1 protein-coding gene is annotated in these 1,126 nt (G+C 32.4%); it reads left to right on the forward strand.

Annotation, left to right across the window (positions count from 1 at the left end; all coding sequences use genetic code 11):
• Positions 1 to 120: 120 nt before the first annotated feature.
• On the forward strand, positions 121 to 1,119 hold the full coding sequence (locus MTBBW1_RS27180; protein WP_080810136.1) for an IS630 family transposase: 999 nt from the start codon (positions 121 to 123) through the stop codon (positions 1,117 to 1,119).
• Positions 1,120 to 1,126: the final 7 nt, after the last annotated feature.

The raw sequence follows: 1,126 nt of genomic DNA on the forward strand, positions 1-1,126 counted from the left end.
TAAGTACCCAATAAAAAATAATCATAAAAAAGGCCTGTGCGAAAAAAAGGCCTTGAATGGAGCCTTTCATTACCTTACTATTGAGTCAAAATAACTCAATAGTAAGGGGGGGATCATAGAATGAAATTTCTTCAATCAAATCATGTTGAAACACCTAAATGGCTAAAAATAATTGAAAATTCTTCAGAAGAAAGCAGCATGACGCGTAATCGAGCACTAGCGATTCGTATGAGTTTTGAAAAATTTAAAGTTAAGGAAATTTCATTAATTTGCAATGTAACCATAGGAACAATTTACGTATGGTTTAATAAGTGGGAGCAAGAAGGATTTGACAGTCTCCTTGTGGCACCTGGTCAGGGAAGAAGGGTAATTATTGAGCCTCATGAATATGACGAAGTGTTTGAAATAGTTGATAAAAATCCAACTCAATTAAAAAGTGCTTTGTCAGAAATTCAGCAAAAACTGGGTAAAAAAATCTCCATATACACTTTAAAAGGCATTGTCCGTAAAAAAAAAACTTGGCGTCGTCTCAGAAAATCATTGAAAGACAAACGAAATGAAGAACAATTTAAAAAAGTTAAAGAAGAAATCGAGAGGCTTAAAGAAGAGGAAAAAAACGGATTGATAGACTTATGGTACTTTGATGAGTCCGGCTTTTCTTTAGTTCCAGAAGTGCCATATGCATGGCAGGATAAAGGTGCTCAGATATGCCTCCCATCTTCCCGAAGTAAAAGGATAAATGTTCTTGGTTTTATTAATAAAAATAGTGACTTGACACCATTTGTATTTGAATCATCAATAACATCAGAAGTTGTCGTAGCCTGCTTCGATTCATTTGTAGAATCAATAACAAAACAAACTATTGTGATTATTGATAACGCTTCAATTCATCATAGTGAATTATTTAATAGCAAAATTGGAGAATGGGAAGCAAACAATCTATTCCTTTTGTATCTTCCTAAATATTCTCCAGAACTTAACAAAATTGAAATATTATGGAAGCATATTAAATATTATTGGCTAACATTTGATGCTTATAAAAGTTTTAACTCACTTAGAGAGAAATTAAACGAAGTACTTTGCAATATTGGGCGAAAATATCGGATTAATTTTTCTTAGGTACTTA

This window comes from Desulfamplus magnetovallimortis, assembly GCF_900170035.1.
GTDB classification, from domain to species: domain Bacteria; phylum Desulfobacterota; class Desulfobacteria; order Desulfobacterales; family Desulfobacteraceae; genus Desulfamplus; species Desulfamplus magnetovallimortis.

Coding starts and splice junctions, on each gene's coding strand:
- MTBBW1_RS27180 (WP_080810136.1), top strand. CDS start 121: ATGAAATTTCTTCAATCAAATCATGTTGAAACACCTAAATGGCTAAAA.